Origin of the sequence: Granulicella paludicola, assembly GCF_025685545.1 — a bacterium.
GTDB lineage: Bacteria > Acidobacteriota > Terriglobia > Terriglobales > Acidobacteriaceae > Granulicella > Granulicella paludicola.
On record NZ_JAGSYC010000026.1, the window covers coordinates 848,517 to 864,760 of the forward strand.

Here is a 16,244-nt window from a genome sequence, read left to right on the forward strand (position 1 = left end):
AAACTATAGCCAACCGTATGCGGATAGCGTTAGGTTGAAGGGGCTGTTATCGCTGATTCGCCAAGCTGTGATGGTTAACCTTATCGCGGTAAGAGATTTTTTGCGTTGCGGTTCTGACGGCGTTTCGATGGCAAGCCGTGATGGATTCTGGGGCCCGACACTGGTGATAACCGACGAAGAATGAAGGAAGTTAGCTGGATGAGTCCGCTATCCAAGAAACAAAACACTGCCACGGGTCGAAGTCGCGGCAAGGGTTCCACAGAAAAGGGTGACATACCGCTTCATCGGCATATCTACCAGAAGCTGCTGGAAGAGATCGAAAGCGGTATCTACAGCCCGGGCGACCGGTTGCCGAGCGAGGCTGCGCTTTGCGAGCGCTTTCAGGCCTCGAGAATTACGGTGGCGAAGGCGTTTCAAACACTGCAGCGCGACAATCTGGTGACGCGGCGACCCGGCTCTGGAACCTATGTCGAGCGGCCCGATGTGCAGAACGCGCTGAAGTTCGGCCTGCTCATCCCGGACCTTGGCACTACGGAAATCTTCGAGCCGATCTGCCAGGGCATCATGCGTTCACAGGCTGCGCGTTCGCACTCGCTGACGTGGGGACACCACAACGTGGATGAGGCAGACAAGCTGCGCGCTACTGAGCAGCTTTGCCAACAGTACATCGCCCAGAAGGTCGACGGAGTCTTTTTTGCGCCAACGGAGTTTGTCGATAAACGCGATGAAGCAAACCACAGGCTCGCTTCGATGCTGCAGCGTGCGGGGATACCGATCGTACTGCTGGACCGCGACTTCGAGCGATACCCAGAGCGGTCGAACTTTGATCTGGTTGGTATTGATAATCATCGCGCGGGGTTTGTGTTGACGCAGCACCTGCTGCAGGCGGGAGCGAAGCGCGTGATCTTTGCTGTGCGCGAGAACTCGGCTGCGACGACGGAGGCACGGATGGCGGGATACCGTGAGGCGCTTTATCGGGGTGGCGTGCAGCCTCGCAGCTCGGCGGAGGGCGTGGTGATGAGCGGCGACTTCGAGGACGCTAAGTTCGTTCAGCAGATGCTGAGCAAGCACAAGCCGGATGGCATCGTGTGCGCGAACGACGTGACGGCGGCGCGGCTGATGAAGACGCTTGTCTCACTGGGGATCAAGGTTCCAAGCGATATGCGGATGGCCGGCCTTGACGATGTTAGCTACGCCAGATTTCTGCCCACGCCGTTGACGACGCTGCGACAGAACTGCACGGAGATCGGGGTGGTTGCGATGGAGACGATGTTGCAACGGCTGCAGCAGCCGGACCTGCCGGTGCGCGATGTGATGGTGAAGTGTGAGCTCGTGGTGCGCGAATCGAGCAGCACTGGCTAGTGAATGTCGAGTGCCGACTGCTTGGCTGTGGATAGCGAGACGCCAAGGATTTTTGCAATGGTCGGAGCGATCTGCAGCATATCAACGAGCCCGAGATCTTTACCTTGTGCGATGCCCACGCCTGTGAGGAAGAGCGACGAGCGCATCTCCGGCACCTTTGCGATGTTGTAGCCGTGCGCTCCCTTCAATGGCGAGTCGACGACGAGTTGTCCACTGAGGTTGGTGCCGCTGCAGTAGCCTATGCGGAAGGAGACGAGATAGGCGGCATCCGGAAAGCCTCCGGCGGCGGCGATCTGCTGGTGATCGAGGATTGTCTCGATGCCATTCTTTGGATCGGCTGCGAGCTTATCCAGTAAGGCCTTTACTTTGGCTTTGGTAGCTTCATCGGTGGGGTCGTGCAGCAGCACGGGCATCACGCAGCCTGTGGCCCACGGTTGTGCCTGCCAGCTGACGATCTTATCGTTTTCAGTCTTGATGAGGCCTGCCTTGACGAAGGGGATGTAGAGATTCACCGCGTGCTCTACGTGCGCGAAGCCGTGATCCGAGACGACGGCCACAACTGCGTTTGGATAGTTCGCCAGCTCCTGCTTGATCAGGCGGTCGATCATGGCATCGATGCCTTCGAGGTCCTTATTGGCTTCTGCGCTGAATGGTCCGTGCAGGTGTTCTTCTTCATCTAGCGAGCTGAGGTGAATGGACATGAACTCGGGCCGATGCTGCTTAAGGATGTCGAGCGAATAGACGGTGCGCGTCTCGTCGCCATCGAGCGAGGTATCGTTGCCGTTCATATACGGCCTGCCGGTGCGTTCAGCGATGCGCCTCACCTCGCCGTCGGGGCGGGAGATGGCGTTGTCCAGCAACTGGTCATCTTCGTTGGCGGTGTCGCCGAGGTTCCCACGCCAGTACTCGGGCAGGTTGTAGTCGATCACCGTGGAGTCGACGGTCACAGGCCAGGAGACGCTTGCGGTGTGCAGGCCTGCGTCTTTCGCTGCGGACCACAACGTGGGGACCTTGACGCGATCGGCGTACCAGTACCAGGCGCCATCGAGGTTGTGGTCGGGATCGAAGCGGCTGTTGGAAAGGATGCCGTGTTGTGCGGGGGGCACGCCGGTGACGAGCGTGGTGTGGCTGGGATAGGTGATTGTCGGCAACACGCCGTTGACGCCGGTGGCGTGGGTCCCACTCGCGAGGATGCGCCGCAGCGTTGGAATCAGCAGGTGATGCTGGTCGGCTTGGGTCACGTAGTCAGGCCTCATGCCGTCCACGGAGATCAGCAACACGGGCTGATGCGTGGTCTGCGCGAAAAGAGCAGGTGTGGCGGCGGCGAACACGACGGCGAGGCGGAGAGAACGCAGAAGCATGACCTCACTGTAAATCGAAAGGCAAGAACGTTCGATGGAATGAAGAATGATCCATCGGTCCAGTCAGTTTCAATCGACCGTTGACAGTGCTGTAACCCGGGCGTAATGTTCCCGACCCTAAGGTAAACATCATGTCCAAAAAGATTTTGTTCTCTCTGACGAAGGTCTGCGTCGCGCTGCTCTTTTGTGTGATCGCCACGGCAAGCTATGCGCAGTTCGATAACGGTAGTGTCGTCGGCACGATCAAAGATGCGTCTGGCGCGGCTATTGCAGGCGCAAACGTGACGATTACGAATACGGGGACGGCAATTGCGACGCAAACGAAGTCGACGGCCACTGGTGACTACGAGGTGCCGTCGCTGAAGGTGGGCACGTACAACGTGGCGGCTTCGGCAGCTGGTTTCTCGGATGCGATTGCGAAGAACATTACGATTAGCGTCGGTGGACGCCAACGCATCGATCTGACGCTTGCCGTGGGTGGAACGACGACTTCGGTCGAAGTGAGCGATGTGGCGCTGCAGGTGGAGACAGAGAACAGCCAGCGCGATCAGACGGTGACGAACTATCAGACGGAAGGCCTGCCGCTGGTGAGCCGTAATTACTCCGACCTTCTTGGACTCATTCCGGGATCGCGCCAGGCACCAACCGCCGCGACGACGAGCTCGATCAACTCGCTGGTGCGCGCGGGCTCGTACAACGTGAACGGGCTGCGCAGCATGTTCAATAACTTCCTGCTCGACGGTCTGGATAACAACGCGTACGGTGAATCGAACCAGGGCTTCGATAACCAGATCATCGCTGTACCGCCGGATTCGGTCGCTCAGTTCAGCGTGGTGACGAACAATGAGAGCGCAGAGTATGGCCGCAGTGCGGGCGCGACCGTGAACGTGGCAACCCAGAGCGGAACGAACAAGTTCCATGCGACGCTTTACGAATTCATACGTAATACGGACCTGAATGCTGCGGGCTTCTTCAAGCCGACCCTGATCAGCAACACCGGCGGCGCTACGCCTTTCAAGAAGCCGACGTTCAATCGTAATCAGTTCGGTTTCAACTTCGGTGGACCGATCCTGAAGGACAAGCTGTTCTTCTTCGTCGATTACGAGGGCTTCCGCCAGGTGCTAAAGCCATTGAGCGTCCTAACGCTGCCCACGCAGAATGAGTTGAATGGAATTCTGGTGGTGCCGGTTAAGAATGCGACGACCGGCACAGTGTATGCAGCGAACACGGCGATTCCGACCAACGCGATTAATCCGCTTTCGCTGCAGATCATCAACTACTTCAAGCAGATTCCCGGGCTGCCGGTGAGTGGCCTTGCCAGCACGGGCCTAGCTTCGAATGACTATGCGGTGCAAGTGCCGTTTACGGACAATGCGGATAAGGGCGATCTGCGCCTTGACTATCAACAGAATGCCAGCTCCAGCTGGTTCCTGCGCATCAGCGATCGCAAGGAAGACGGCAAGAACTATCCGGCGATTCCGGTGCCTCTCGATGGGCAGACCAACGGCCGGATCTATGTGCTCGACCAGCAGATTGCACTGGGACACACGCAGCTTTTCGGATCGAACAAGGTGCTCGATGCGCGCGTGGGTCTTTCGAAGACCAAGGCGGGCAAGTACAACTACTCGATTGGAAATAATTCGTTCTCTATCCCCGGTTTGCCGAGCAACCCGATTGTGGCTGGTGGACTGCCGAGTCTCGGCATCACGGGCTTTACAGGTTTCGGTCGCCAGAGCACGAACCCGCAGTGGCAGAACCCCTCGCTGCTGGACCCGAAGGTGAACTTTACTTGGGTGAAGGGCAGGCACACGATCAAGCTCGGCTACGAGTATGAGCATGTGTGGATGGCGGTCAACGATAATAATCCGCTTTATGGCTCATGGACCTACGGCGGCGGCTACAGCAACGCTGGAGGTAGCACCGTCTCGGATACGTATTGGGCTGATTTCCTTTTCGGTACAACGAACGCGTATTCGCTGGCGAACTTTTATGTAACGCATCTCCGGCAGACCGACGATAGCGCCTATGTGCAGGATGACTGGAAGGTGACGCCGAAGCTGACGCTGAACCTTGGTCTGCGCTGGGAGTATGGCTCGCCGTATTCAGAGCAGAACAACAATATTTCGAACTTCGACCCAGCTACGCAGACTCTGCTGACCACGACGCCCGGTGCAGTCGCGACGGGTGCGGCCGGCAACGGGATCACTGCTTTCTCAGGCGGTGGGGTCTATGGCAAGACGCTTATCAATCCTGACCTGAAGGACTTCGGGCCGCGTGTGGGCTTCGCGTATGCGATCGACCCGAAGACCTCTGTCCGTGGCGGATACGGTATCAGCTACGCTCACTACACGCGCGCTGGTTCGGGCGACATCCTCGGCATCAATGCTCCGCAGGCGCAGTTTGCTTCAGTGACGCAGATTACACCCACCACGGCGAACAAGTGTGCTTCGCCGCTGCCTGCGCAGATCATCGCGACCGGAAGCACGACGCCGAGCTGCTATGCGACGGCCGATCAGGGTTTCCCCTCGGGTCTCGTTACAAGTTTCAATAAAGCGACGGACAACATCACGTACGTCAACAAGGATCGCAAGGACAGCTACGTTCAGAGCTATTACCTCAGCATCCAGCGCCAGTTGTTGAAGAATTCGCTTATTGACATCGCGTATGTTGGCAACCACGGCGTGAAGCTGGAAGGTTTTCTCAACACGAACCAGAAGAACCCCAGCCTCGGCTTCGCTCGTCCCTTTGCGAACTGGCCGAGCGATATCACAGAAGGGCGCAACGAGTTTTATTCGCACTTTGACTCGCTGCAGGCGAAGTATGAGCAGCGCTTTACGGGCGGCCTGACGTTGCTGAACGCTTTCACGTGGGAGCACTCGCTGGATAACGCGGCGGCTTCGCTTGAGGCCAATACGCCTTCACCGCAGGATGCGAACAACATACAGGCGGATTATGGGCAATCGGACTACAACCTGCCGATCGCCAACATCACGAGCCTGCTGTATGAACTGCCGTTCGGCCGCGGTCGTCACTTCGGCAGCAGCTCCAACGGCTTTGTCGATGCGGTGCTGGGTGGCTGGCAGATCAGCGCGATCAATACGGCGCAGGCAGGCACACCGTTCAACATTACGTACTCGCCGAACTCGGCGCAGGCTGTGAGTCCGCAGATCTCGGCGACGTATCGCGGAGCGAACGAGTATCGCCCGCTGCGCGTTCCCGGCGTGCCAGTCACGCAGGGCCGTAACAATCGGGCGGCGAATACGGGATACGTGAACTATGTGAACCTGGCGGCGTTCATTTTGCCCCCAATCAGGGACTCAGCTAACAACGTTCTTAGTCCTTTCGGCACCGCAAGCCGCAACCCCGGTCGCACACCCGCCTTCTACCAGACGGACCTCTCTCTAAACAAGAAGTTCTCCACGCCGATAGAAGGTCTCAAGGTGGAGTTCCGCACCGAGTTCTACAACATCTTCAACCACACCAATCTGTACCTGCCCAGCACGATCAGCGGCACACAGGCCACTGTACAGACCGGCCCACCGATCGGCACCGGCGGAACGGCTGCACTCAATCAGCTTGTCTCCGGCACTGGCGTTCCTAGCGCTGGTGGACAGATCACCAGCACCTTCGAGCCGCGCATCATTCAGTTCGGCGTGAAGATCCTCTACTAAGCACCGAAAGGTAAACGAGGGCGTTGCGGCTTATGGGCCGCGACGCCCTTTGTCTTTTGCGTTACTGTCGAATTTTGGAGCACTTACTAGGCCACTCGCGGCGACGCCGATAACGTGCCCATGCGAGTCCTTCGTATCCGCTCCCGCGCTGCCTTCGTCGTTTGCAAGCCGTTCGGTCTTGCTCTTGCTGCTGTGCTTCTCTTTTTTTTCGCGAACACGGGACACGCGCAGCTCACGTTCCCCATGACCGACCTTGGACAAAGCTCCGCGCCGGTCACGGTGCTGGTACCGCTCAAAAATGCGGGCATTGCGGCGCTGCCTGTGCTGACCTCGCAGAACGTGTTGCAGGGAGAGTTCACGCTCTCTCTTGGTGGAAGCTGCGTGGCTGGTTTGAGTGTGCTGACGGGACAGCAGTGCTCGGTGCAGGTGACGTTTACGCCTTCGGCTCCAGGGCTGCGACAGGGCGCGGTGATGATCCTGGACTTGAGCGGCAAGCTGCTGGGTGAGGTGATGCTTTCCGGCGTGGGCAAAGGCCCTTTGCCTGTGCTCGATCCCGGAGACATTAACACGGTAGCGGGTGATGGTGACTGGTTGTATCACGGTGATGGCGCCCTCGCTACGTTCTCACCGATCTTTCTACCGACCGGGGTGATTGTCGATGCGTTGGGAAATATCTATCTGTCGGACTCGAACAACAATCGCATTCGGCGCGTCGATGCTCTGACGGGCGTTATCACCACGGTTGCGGGCAACGGGTTGCTTGGCTTTTATGGCGATGGGCTGCCTGCGGTTCTTGCAGAGGTGAGTACGCCTGCGGGGCTGACGATGGATGGTGCGGGCAATATCTATTTTGCGGACACCGGCAACCATGCGATTCGCCGGATCGACGCGCTGACGGGGATCATCACGACGGTTGCCGGGCAGGGTGGTGTGGAAGGGTATGAAGGTGACGGCGGGCCTGCTACCGCGGCGAACCTCTCGTTCCCTGAGGCTGTCGTCTTCGATCTTGCGGGGAATATGTATATCGCCGACACGGGCAACAACGTTGTGCGGGTTGTCGGAGCGAATGGAAAGATCAGCACGTTCGCGGGTACCGGCGTTGAGGGCTATAACGGTGACGGCATAGCGGCATCGACGGCACAACTGAACAGTCCGTGGGGGCTGGCGTCCTCGCTGGATGGGTCGCTGTATATCGCCGATCTGACGAACAACAGGGTTCGCAAGGTGAATGCTACCGGGGTAATCTCCACTGTGGTTGGTACGGGTGTAGGCGACTTCGGCGGGGATGGAGGTCCTGCCAGCGCAGCACTGGTAAAGGCTCCAGCAGCGGTTGCTATCGACCCTGCGGGCAATCTTTATATCGCTGACTCCGGCAATAACCGTGTGCGCAAGATCTTCGCGAACACCGGCAACATCAGCACGATCAGCGGAGCGAACAGCGAGGAGTTTTCGGGCGACCTGGGACCTGCGATCGCGGCCACGATGTATGGACCTTATGCGCTTTCTCTCGATAGCGCGGGGGACCTGTTCGTCGCCGACCTCTTTCACAACCGCATTCGCGAGATCTATGCGATGCATATCGACGAACTGTATGCGACCATGCGCGTTGGAAAGGTCTCGTCGCCGGTGTCTGTGCCGCTAGCAAATGACGGCAACGCTGACCTCCAGCTGACGCAGTTCTTCAGCAATAATGCGGCGCTCGATCCCGCCACGACGACCTGTGTGGCTGGGAGCACGCTCACGGCGGGCAGCGACTGCGTCCTGGGAGCGGAGTTTGCGCCGACGGTGGTGGGTGATCCTGTTGCGGGAATAATTGTGGCTGAGAACAGCGCGCAATCAACACCGATTAGCCCGGCACCCACGATTAATCTCAGCGGCACGGTGCTAAGCGTCAACCCCACGGCCATTTCCCTAACGTCCAGTCTGAATCCTGTTGCCTTCAGCAACAGTGTTACTTTCAACGCAACCGTCACGGGCGCCGTCTCGCTTACAGGCACTGTTACTTTTTTCAATGGCGCTACACAGCTATGCCAGATGGCACTGGCTGGCCTAAGTGCTTCGTGTGTGACATCTACGCTGCCGCTGGGTAGCGACAGCATCACTGCCGTTTACTCCGGCGATGCACAGGATGCGGCGTGCACGTCTCCGAAGCTGGTGGAGGTGGTGAAGCAACAGCCTGATTATCTGATGACGGTTTCGCCTAACCCGGCGCTCGTTGGGCAGACGATTACGATGGCCTTCAATGCGCCCGTACTGGCGCAGGGAGCGCAGCCTGTGACGGGGACCGTTGTTTTCTATGACGGGCCCACGGCACTCGGAAATGCGCCTCTGATAAATGGAACAGCGACATTCGTTACCAGCTCGCTTACGGTCGGTACGCATCAGCTTGTCGGTGTTGCGTCGGGCGATGCGACGAACCTTGGTGGCACCTCGAATGTGATCCCTGAAATAGTGCAGCCGCAGTCTACGACCACACTGCTCTCGCTGAGTACGGCGAGTGTGATGGTGGGAAGTGCGGTGAGTTTCAGCGCGACGGTGACCAACGGAACCGCGACGGTGCCGACCGGAAGTGTGCGATTCAATGATGGCTCGATCTCACTGGGTAGTGTGGCGCTCAATGGCAGTGGAGTGGCTGGGCTTTCACTCAACACGTTGGCGCCAGGCGTGCATAGCATCACTGCAATCTATAGCGGCGATGCAGGGAATCAGGGCAGTCAATCGCCAGCGCTCACGCAGACCGTGCAACAAATCACGACGACCACAGCGCTGAGCGCCAGCGCGAATCCGCTCAGCGCCGGAGCGACGTTGCAACTCTCTGTGCACGTCACCGCGGCGAGTGGAAACAATGGTGGCTCGCTGGGTGGCTCCGTCACCTTTACGGATGGAGCGAATGCGTTGGGGCAGGTGGCAGTCGATGCCTATGGAAACGCGGTGCTGAGCATCAATACGCTGACTGTCGCGACACATACGATTGTGGCGACGTACAGCGGCAGCACTAACTATGTGGGCAGTGTGTCCAGCAGTCTGCAATTGGTTGTGCAGGTGACATCGACGACCACGACTCTGAATGCCTCGGCCAGCAGCACACTTGCGGGAGAGCCAGTCAATCTCAGCATCAACGTGTCGAGCTCCACCGGAACGCCCACGGGAACGGTTGCGATCCACGATGGGCTTGCGACCGTTGGCTCCGGCGTGCTCAACGCACAGGGCGTAGCGACTGTATCGCTCAGCACATTGGCTGTCGGTGTGCATACGCTGACAGCTGCTTACAGCGGCGACAACCAATACCTCACGAGCACCTCCAACGCGCTGCAGGAGACGATCTCGCTGGCGACTACGGCGCTGACGATCTCTGGCCCAACTGCCCCGGTCAATGCCGGCCTTACGTTTGCAGTGAGTTCTACGCTCAGCACAAGCGGAGTGACACCTACGGGCACGGTCTCGCTGCTGGATGGCGGCAAGACGATTGCTTCTCAGGTCGCGTCGGCCACGCTGACGTTTGCGGGGCTTGGGCTCGGTGTAGGGACGCATTCTCTGGTCGTGAGTTACCCGGGCGATGCGAATAATGCACCTGCTACAAGCACTGCGCTGATTTTGGTGGTGCAGCAGGGAGTTTCGACGGAGACACTCATCTCAAGCCTGAACCCTGCGCCATTGGGACAGAGCGTCGTGGTCACGGCAACGGTGAGCAGCGTGAGCCCCAATGTTTCCGGCGCAATCAGCTTTATGGATGGCGCGACGTTGCTGGCGGCTGTTCCAGTGAACGCAGCAGGAGTGGCGACCTACGCCAGCAGCAGCCTGGTGCTTGGGACACACACGATTACCGCGGCATACGGCGGCGATAGCAATCACGCGGCTTCGAATGTAGCGTCGCTTAGTCAGCTGATTGTACAGCCGTCGCAGCTGGTGGTCAGCTCCAGCGTCAATCCCTCGATTGCCGGAAACACGGTGGCATTCACAGCGAAGGTTGTCGGCTCGGGGAACAACGTGCCGACGGGCAGTCTCACCTTTACGGACGGGTCTGTGCTGCTGGGCTCGGCGCCGCTGGATGCGACGGGTGCCGCCACAGTGCAGAGTGCCACGCTCTCTGTGGGATCGCACACGATTACGGTGAACTATGCAGGTGACAACAACTACTATGCTGCCACGGGCACGCTGCTGCAGATCGTGCAGAGCGCCACGACACAGATTGTGCTGAACACAAGTGCGAACCCTACGATATATGGCAAGCCGCTGAGCCTTACAGCCACGCTGGGTAGCAACGGCGGCACGGCGACGGGCAGTGTGGACTTCACCGTTGATGGCAAGGTGCTTGGCTCAGGTCTGCTGAACACGGGTGGCGTGGCCACGTTCACCACGGCATCGCTTCAACCTGGCAGCCATGTAGTCGTGGCGAACTATGCCGGAGATGGTCGCGCAGGTGCAGCTACTTCTGCGGCACTGACGGAGACTGTGCTGGAAATGGCGACCGTCGCGCTCAGCTCCAGTGTCAATCCTACGGCGACGCTCGCGCCAATTACGCTGACTGCGGCCGTTAGCAACAGCCAGGTGGGCGTGCCGACGGGGAGCATCACCTTCACCGATGGGGCTGTCACGCTGGGTACTACACCACTCGATGCAGCAGGTACTGCTTCGTTGACGCTCCCTTCGTTGGCTGCTGGCTCGCATGGGCTCGTAGCCACCTACACGGGCGATGTCGACGACTTCCCGGCGACGTCCCCTGCGCTTACTGAGATTGTCAATCTGCAACCGACTACCACCACGATGACGAGCGCGGCCAACGATCCGACCAATGCACAGTCTGTGTTGCTGATTGCTGTGGTGCATGCAGCGACCACAACGGCGCCTACGGGTAGCATCACGTTCACGATCGGCAGCCAGACGCTCGGCTCCTCGAGCGTGGATGCTACCGGGGTTGCGACACTATCGGTGGTGCTGCCTGCAGGCACTATTAACATCACCGCAACCTACAGCGGAGACAGTGTTTATGCGAGCTCCAGCTCGCAGATTACAGGCATCACGGGCGGACCGGCCACGCAGTTTGCGATGCAGCTCGCGCCGCCGACGTTGACGATGGTCACGAAGCAGCATGGGGTCTCGACACTCACTGTCACGTCGCTGGGAAGCTTCACCGATACGTTGGAGTTCGGCTGCCTTGGTCTGCCGTTTGCCGCTACCTGCACGTTCAGCAAATCTACGGAAGGGCTGAACGCGGGAGCGAGTGTTCAGGTACAGCTCACTGTCGACACAGGCGATCCGCTTGGCGCTGGTGCGTTGGCGCAGCGCAGAACGGCCGACTCGCAGATAGCGCTGTGCCTGCTGCCTGCCGCATTGCTGCTTAGCCTTAACTTAAGACGCCGAGGTGCGCGGCCGATAGCAACACTGGCATTGGCTCTGTTCGCGGCGTTCATCACGCTCTCCGCTACCGGCTGTGCCGGGCTGCAGGAGAGCAGCACTCCGGCGGGTACTTATAACTTCAAGGTCACAGCCTCGGGCAAGGGAACCGGGATTACGCAGTCGCAGACGATGACGATGACGGTGACGCCATGATGCTTCGACTTGTGATGCATCTTTGGCTCTTGTTGGCGATGTTGCTACTCGGCACCTTCGTCGTACACGAACTTCATGCGCAGGCGCTAACTACGGCCTCGGGGGGCGGCAGTTATCTTGCTGTAGGCGGGGCGTTGACAGCTACGCATGTTCCTTATGGAGATAGCACCGGGTTTGGGGGAGCTGCGTATGTCGACAGCAACATGTCGCCGCGTGTGGGGCTGGAGTACGAAGGGCGGTTTCTGCGCTACAACCTCGATGAGGATGTGTCGTTGAGCAGCTACCTCGCCGGGGCTCGCGTAGTCTTCTGGCGCGGTCGCACACAACCTTATGTGAAGGTGATGGCTGGACTGGGGCGGATGACGTTCCCGTTTCACTATGCGACGGGGTCGTACTTCGTCATCGCTCCAGGTGCGGGGCTGGACTACGCTCTCAGCAATCGCTGGACTGCCCGCATCCTCGATGTCGAATACCAGGACTGGACGGGATTCACGTATGGCAGCATGCAGCCATACAGCGTGAGCAGTGGCTTGCGATTTCGGCTGAACGGCATTGAGCTGTTTCCAAAAAAGATGCGGCACCGTCACTGACGATGCCGCATCTGCGTGTTGTGAAACCTTCAACTAGAAGGCGCGTACAGCTTTGTCGACGACGAGTTCGTCGACGCAGATGTTCAGGGCGAGGCCGATCTTGCGGAAGCCTTCGCGCCATTCACGCGTCCAGAGTGCACTGTCGTTACGCCGCAGCAGATCGTTCCAGATGTTCTGCGCCTGCCACAGATTCACATCCATCGGCAGCAGCTTGAGGCCTTCCGCGATGGTGAGTGTTTCGTTGATGGCGTTCAGGCTGTGCTGCGACGGCTGCTGCTGGGCGGCCATTTCCAGCTTCACCATCGCGCGCTTGATTCGCTTGTCGGCGGTGAAGCTGAGCAGCGGAGTATCAAGCTTGACGTTGTCCGTCTCCGCACGATTCAACAGACGGGAGATCTCGGTGGCATCGAAGACCTCGGCATCGAGCGCATGGCGCAGGCTTGCGTTGATGGCAAATCCTGCGGTGACGGCCAACGCGGGGGGCGAGGGAATCTTTGCCTGGCTGATGAAGTCCAGCAGCGTCGCGTGCTCCTCGTAGATGCGCATCAGAGAACTTTCTACTTCTGCGAGGGTCTGGTTCAGGATGCTTTGCAGGATGCGGTGCTGCTCATCGGCGAACAAGGAGTTGAGCGAATAGAGCGTGCCATCGAAGTGGCGATCGATGAGACGAATCAACTCGGGTAGGTTTGCGCGACGCACGCAATCGCGAGCAGCCTCGGTGAACTGCTCCCATACTTCGGAGGTCATTCCGGGGTTCTCGCCGTTGCTGCTGTTGAAGCGTTTTACGGCCGCGGTAAGGTTCTGGTCGCCGAGATGCAGAACGGCGAAGCAGATCTCTTCGCTTTCCTCGGTGATGCGCGATTGAAGCAGCGCGCGACCGAAGGCGAAACGGCCGTGACCCGAACTCAGAACGTCATAGCTATGGCGATGCACGTCGAAGCAGAAGATCTGGCCAGAGTCGGGATAGCTGCGGAACATCGAACTAATTGCGTAGTGTGCGCCAACGTGCTCTAGGTCGAGGCGGCTGCCAAGAACGTAGCGCTTGTAGACCTCCGCGCCGTTGCCGATCTCGGGCAAATTGCTGGGTGCCTGTGCAAGCACTGCGAGGAACTCGGCTTCGAGCGCCTTGCCTGGCTCGCCGAAGAGCTGCTCCGCAAGCTGCAGCACGCGGCCTGCGTAAGCGATGATTTGTACGGTTTCGATGCCGGAGATCTCGTCGAAGAACCAGCCGCAACTGGTGTACATCAACTGCGTGTGGCGCTCAAGCTCCAGGAGTTCGAAGAGCGTAACGCGTTCTTCCGAGGTTAGAGAGTGAGTCGCATGCTCGTTGAGGAAGTTCTGTTCGTTGTCTGCGCCGCGATCCAGCACCACGTTAATGTAGGCATCGCGTGCCACCCACAGATCTTTCAGCAGCGTTGAGGCGAGGGTTTCTGCCAAGGGGGCGGTCTTATCGCGGAGCAAATCTAACGCGGCACGTAGAGGTCCGCGCCAGTTCTGCTGCCAACCTACCTTGCCGCCGTTGCAGCCGCAGTTCGAGCGCCAGCGTTCGACGCCGTGCGCGCAGCTCCAGCTGCTGTCTTCGACGACCTCGGCTTCAAACTGCGGCGGGAACTTCTCGAGAAATTCACCATAGTTCGTGAGCTTTGCAAGATGGTTCTCTTCAATCCAATGCAGCGCGTAGCTCAAGGCCATCTCCCCATGGCGATGGTGATGACCATAGCTTTCGCCATCGGTGGCTACATGCGAGAGCTGCGGAACTTCTGGGGCCTTGTCTGCATGAATGCCAGCCACCAGGCGGCGGCCAAAGTCCTCGCCGTTGTTCAACACGCCCTCAAAGGCAATCGCGCGTGAGCCGGGCCCGTCGTAGAAGAAGATGTCGATGCTGCGACCTTCATCCAACTTCACTCGGTAGGGGTGAGTGGGGTCGACAGAAGCGTTAGGTGTCTCGGTCCACGGTGTGGACGCCTGCTCTTCGGCCGCAAGTTTTGCAGCGTCGGCGGCGAGCTTCGCTGCTTCGGCCTCCTTAGCCTTCGTGCCCCGGTGCTTCACGGGACCTGCAGGCTGAACTTCGGCCATCTTGCGAACACGTGCGCACTGATGCGGCGCCAGGATCGTGTACTTAATGCCCTCCTGCGCCAGCAGATCGAGCACCTTGCGCGAGACAGCGGTCTCGGCGAGCCACATACCCTCAGGCTTGCGACCGAAGCGGAACTCGAAGTCGGTGATGCCCCAGCGAATTTGCGTACGAGCGTCGCGTTCGGACGCGAGCGGCATGATGATGTGGTTGTACACCTGCGCAATCGCCGAACCGTGCCCGCTGAACCGTTCTGCCGAAGCGTGGTCTGCATCGAGAATCATGCGATAGGTACGGGGCGCAAAGTCCTGCAGCCAACTCAACAGCGTCGGGCCAAAGTTGAAGCTCATCTGAGCATAGTTGTTGACGATGCGTACGATCTGATTCTGCTTGTTCTGGATGCGCGAGGCTCCGTTCGGCGCATAGCACTCGGAGGTAATGCGCTCATTCCAATCATGGAACGGAGCGGCGGAGTCCTGCACCTCAACGGTTTCAAGCCACGGATTTTCGCGTGGTGGCTGATAGAAATGACCATGCACACAGACGTAGTGCTGCGGAATAGGTGAAGTCGACGTATTTTTCTCAGATTTCTGTGCAGGCATGCATTTCCCCGAATGATGGTTGGATGGCATCGCAGCAGTGAAAGTCAGCTAGAGCGATGGATTTCATGTTCGGGTGACGGAGATGCATCCACCTTTTGTTCGAACAATCACTAAAACTAGAGTAACGCGTGGGCCAAAACGACTCATCCGAAGACGATTCAGATATCTACTCAGGTTGAGTGATCCTGCCCGCAGCCAGATCGCAGGCTCGCCACAAGTACCAGGTCGCGACGGAGCAAAAGGGCTGCCACTTTTTCGCGCGCCGCTCCATGACATCGGGTTTGGGCAAAAGATCCGGGGTGACTTTGGTGGTCGGCTTCAGTCCCTGGAACGTCAGTGCGAAGCCCTTGCGTACGCCATAGTCAGCGGTGGGAAGAACGTTTGGCCTGCCCAGCCGGAACATCAGCATCATCTCCACGGTCCACCTCCCGATGCCGCGCACCTGGGTGAGGTGCTCGATGATTGCCTCATCGGACATTTTGCGAATCTTCGCTAGGGTGGGCACGGTGCCGTCAATGGTTTTTGCGGCCAGGTCGCGGAGCGCGAGTGCCTTTGCTGCGGAGAGACCTGCGGCACGAAGCTGCTCGTTCGGGCAATCCAGCAGATCCTCAGGCGTGGGATGCCGGTGCCGCAATGGTTCGCGGGGGTCGGCCATATGGGCCAGGTCCGAAAAGCCAGCCAGCAGCCGACCATGAATCGCGGCGGCGGCCTTGCCATGCAGCTGTTGATAGATGATGGCCTCAGTTAGTGCCTCGAAGGGAGTCTGTTTTGGAGAAATGCGCATAGTGAAGGGCCCGACCTTATCGATCAGCCTTCCCAGCTTGGGATCGCCAGCCCGTAGATGAGCCATCGCGGCTGCGACATCGTAAGGCGGAGCCTGGGTGCGTGTGGTGTGAGGACTTGGCATAGCAGGAAGTGTAAAGGGTGTGCCTGCCGAGATAGCTGTGTTGCGACGCGTACCCTTTACAAGCGAACGCTCCGGTTATCAATCGCCTATGCAGGATTTCCAATAAAAATCCTCAGAAGAACTCGGA

7 protein-coding genes are annotated in these 16,244 nt (G+C 58.9%); 4 read left to right on the forward strand and 3 right to left on the reverse strand.

Annotated elements, in window-relative coordinates; translation table 11 throughout:
• The first annotated feature begins 198 nt into the window (after positions 1–198).
• Positions 199–1,362: a GntR family transcriptional regulator gene (locus tag OHL14_RS19120; protein ID WP_263380972.1), complete on the forward strand. Its 1,164-nt coding sequence runs from the start codon at positions 199–201 to the stop codon at positions 1,360–1,362.
• Here the strand turns inward: OHL14_RS19120 and OHL14_RS19125 are convergent.
• On the reverse strand, positions 1,359–2,723 hold the full coding sequence (locus tag OHL14_RS19125; RefSeq protein WP_263380973.1) for an alkaline phosphatase family protein: 1,365 nt from the start codon (positions 2,721–2,723) through the stop codon (positions 1,359–1,361). The genes OHL14_RS19120 and OHL14_RS19125 overlap by 4 nt on opposite strands.
• 131 nt (positions 2,724–2,854) lie before the next feature.
• On the opposite strand from OHL14_RS19125, the gene OHL14_RS19130 reads away from it, so the two are divergent.
• From OHL14_RS19130 to OHL14_RS19140, 3 genes are all read left to right on the forward strand, one after another.
• A complete protein-coding gene (locus OHL14_RS19130; RefSeq protein WP_263380974.1) occupies positions 2,855–6,394 on the forward strand; it encodes a TonB-dependent receptor in 3,540 nt (1,179 codons plus the stop codon).
• Between the two features lie 120 nt (positions 6,395–6,514).
• Positions 6,515–11,944, forward strand: a complete 5,430-nt coding sequence (locus tag OHL14_RS19135; RefSeq protein ID WP_263380975.1) for an Ig-like domain repeat protein — start codon at positions 6,515–6,517, stop codon at positions 11,942–11,944.
• Positions 11,941–12,534, forward strand: a complete 594-nt coding sequence (locus OHL14_RS19140) for a porin family protein (protein WP_263380976.1) — start codon at positions 11,941–11,943, stop codon at positions 12,532–12,534. Before OHL14_RS19135 ends, OHL14_RS19140 begins: the two co-directional genes overlap by 4 nt.
• Before the next feature lie 33 nt (positions 12,535–12,567).
• On the opposite strand, the gene OHL14_RS19145 is transcribed toward OHL14_RS19140, so the two are convergent.
• Positions 12,568–15,210 (reverse strand): DUF3536 domain-containing protein, encoded by a 2,643-nt coding sequence (locus OHL14_RS19145; protein ID WP_263380977.1) that lies wholly within the window; start codon positions 15,208–15,210, stop codon positions 12,568–12,570.
• Positions 15,211–15,376: 166 nt separating this feature from the next.
• Positions 15,377–16,117: a DNA-3-methyladenine glycosylase family protein gene (locus OHL14_RS19150; protein WP_263380978.1), complete on the reverse strand. Its 741-nt coding sequence runs from the start codon at positions 16,115–16,117 to the stop codon at positions 15,377–15,379.
• Between the last annotated feature and the right edge of the window lie 127 nt (positions 16,118–16,244).

What these genes read in the sequence shown, in the direction of transcription:
- OHL14_RS19120 (WP_263380972.1), top strand. Translation starts at nt 199, where the DNA reads ATGAGTCCGCTATCCAAGAAACAAAACACTGCCACGGGTCGAAGTCGC.
- OHL14_RS19125 (WP_263380973.1), bottom strand. Translation starts at nt 2,723, where the DNA reads ATGCTTCTGCGTTCTCTCCGCCTCGCCGTCGTGTTCGCCGCCGCCACA.
- OHL14_RS19130 (WP_263380974.1), top strand. Translation starts at nt 2,855, where the DNA reads ATGTCCAAAAAGATTTTGTTCTCTCTGACGAAGGTCTGCGTCGCGCTG.
- OHL14_RS19135 (WP_263380975.1), top strand. Translation starts at nt 6,515, where the DNA reads ATGCGAGTCCTTCGTATCCGCTCCCGCGCTGCCTTCGTCGTTTGCAAG.
- OHL14_RS19140 (WP_263380976.1), top strand. Translation starts at nt 11,941, where the DNA reads ATGATGCTTCGACTTGTGATGCATCTTTGGCTCTTGTTGGCGATGTTG.
- OHL14_RS19145 (WP_263380977.1), bottom strand. Translation starts at nt 15,210, where the DNA reads ATGCCTGCACAGAAATCTGAGAAAAATACGTCGACTTCACCTATTCCG.
- OHL14_RS19150 (WP_263380978.1), bottom strand. Translation starts at nt 16,117, where the DNA reads ATGCCAAGTCCTCACACCACACGCACCCAGGCTCCGCCTTACGATGTC.